The 2,012-nt window shown below is 74.7% G+C and carries 2 protein-coding genes; one reads left to right on the plus strand and one right to left on the minus strand.

The window, feature by feature from the left end:
- The coding region (locus BI06_RS41695) for a geranylgeranyl reductase family protein (RefSeq protein ID WP_082559067.1) at positions 1-888 on the minus strand (888 nt) is incomplete at its 3' end.
- A gap of 259 nt (positions 889-1,147) precedes the next feature.
- On the opposite strand from BI06_RS41695, the gene BI06_RS41700 reads away from it, so the two are divergent.
- On the plus strand, positions 1,148-2,012 hold an 865-nt coding region (locus tag BI06_RS41700; RefSeq protein ID WP_043477321.1), incomplete at its 3' end, for a M20/M25/M40 family metallo-hydrolase.

Genomic DNA, 2,012 nt, shown 5'->3' on the forward strand with positions numbered 1-2,012 from the left:
CAGCACCCGGCCGCGCGACAGCGGCGAGTCCTCGGCCCGGCAGCGGGTCAGGTGCCCGGACTCCACGCTCGGCCGGAACCCCGCGAGGCCCAACTGCTGGATGTAGTCGGCCAGGTACTGCTTGGTCCGCTCGCCGTCCCCGCGGGCCGAGATCACCCCGACGGTCAGGCTGCTGGACTCGGTCTTCGGGAACACCCAGCCGTAACTGCCGGGCAGCGGCCCCCAGTCGAGGTGGATCCGGCCGGCCCAGGCCGCGGCCACCTCGGCCGGTACGGGGATCTCCGCCTCCAGGCCGAGGTCGATCTGGTCGAAGGACACACCCACGTGCCGGCCGATCCGGCTCGCGCTGCCGTCCGCGCCGACCACCGCGCGGGCCTCGAAGCTGCGCCCGTCGGCGGCCGTCACCAGCGCCGTACGGTGCTCGCCGCCGCGCTGCTCGACCCCGGTGACGGTCACTCCGGTGACCAGCACCGCGCCGGCCTGCTTGGCCGCCTGCACCAGGCGCAGGTCGAACTCGTCCCGGTTGACCAGGCCGAACAGCATCCGCTTGGACCGCCGGGTGCGGGTGAACCGGCCGCCGTACGCGAAGGTGACGGCGTGCACCCGGTCCTGGAGCGGCAGCTTGAAGTCCGGCGGCAGGCTGTCCCGGGACGGCCCGATGATGCCGCCGCCGCAGGTCTTGTACCGGGGGTGCTCGGCCTTGTCGAGCAGCAGCACGCGCCGGCCCTGGGCGGCGGCGGCGTGCGCGGCGGAGGAGCCGGCCGGTCCGGCACCGACCACGACGACGTCCCAGACGCCGTCCAACGGGTCCAACGGGTCCGGCCGGTCCGGCCCGGCGGCCTCGGCGTCGAGCGGGCTACGAGAATCGGGGCTTCCGGAGTCAGTCACGGGCAACAATCCTATGCGGCCGCCCCCGCCGACGTGGGCCGCACCGCACCGAACGCGCGAACGAATCGTGACCGCACCGGCCCGGCTCCGGCCCGCACCGGCCCGCTCCGGCCGCGCGGACGGGGCCGGGCACCGGTGCCGGGCCCCGCTCCCCCCGGGGCCGTCCGTTCGTGTCCGCCTATGATCGGCGTTACCCCTCGTCAACGCCGTTCGCCCGAAGCACCCCCCGGACGGACCACCCCTACCCGGAGCACACCCGATGCCGCAGCAGCCCCTGGCCGACGCCGTCCGGTCCCTGATGGACCGCGCCCGCACCGACCTGGCCGAACTGGTCGCCTTCCGATCGGTCGCCGATCCGCGTCAGTTCCCGGTCGAGGAGTGCGAGAAGGCCGCCCACTGGGTCGCCGACGCCTTCACCGCCGAAGGCCTGACCGGTGTCCGACTGCTCGACACCCCCGACGGCACCCAGTCCGTCTACGCCGAGCTGCCCGGCCCGGCCGGCGCCCCGACCGTCCTGCTCTACTCGCACTACGACGTCCAGCCGCCGCTGGCCGAGGACGAGTGGCTGAGCCCCGCCTTCGAGCTGACCGAGCGCGACGGCCGCTGGTACGGGCGCGGCGCCGCCGACTGCAAGGGCAACATCCTGATGCACCTGACGGCCCTTCGGGCGCTGCGGCAGGCGGACGGCGGCTACCCGGTCGGGCTGAAGATCATCGTCGAGGGCTCGGAGGAGCAGGGCACCGGCGGCCTGGAGCGCTACGCCGAGGCCCACCCCGAGCTGCTCACCGCCGACGCCATCGTGATCGGCGACACCGGCAACTTCGCCGCCGGCCTGCCCACCGTCACCGCCTCGCTGCGCGGCATGACCGTGGTCGACGTGTCGGTCCGCACCCTCGCGGGCAACCTGCACTCCGGCGCGTTCGGCGGCGCCGCGCCGGACGCCCTCCAGGCCCTGGTCAAGGTGCTCGCCTCGCTGCACGACGAGCACGGCGACGTCGCCGTGGCCGGCCTGACCACCGATCAGACCTGGACCGGCGTGCAGTACCCGGACGAGCAGTTCCGCGCCGACGCCAAGGTGCTGGACGGGGTCGCGCTCACCGGTACCGGCACCGTCGCCGACCGGC

The sequence above is a fragment of the Kitasatospora sp. MBT66 genome (assembly GCF_000710405.2).
GTDB classification, from domain to species: Bacteria; Actinomycetota; Actinomycetes; order Streptomycetales; family Streptomycetaceae; genus Kitasatospora; species Kitasatospora purpeofusca.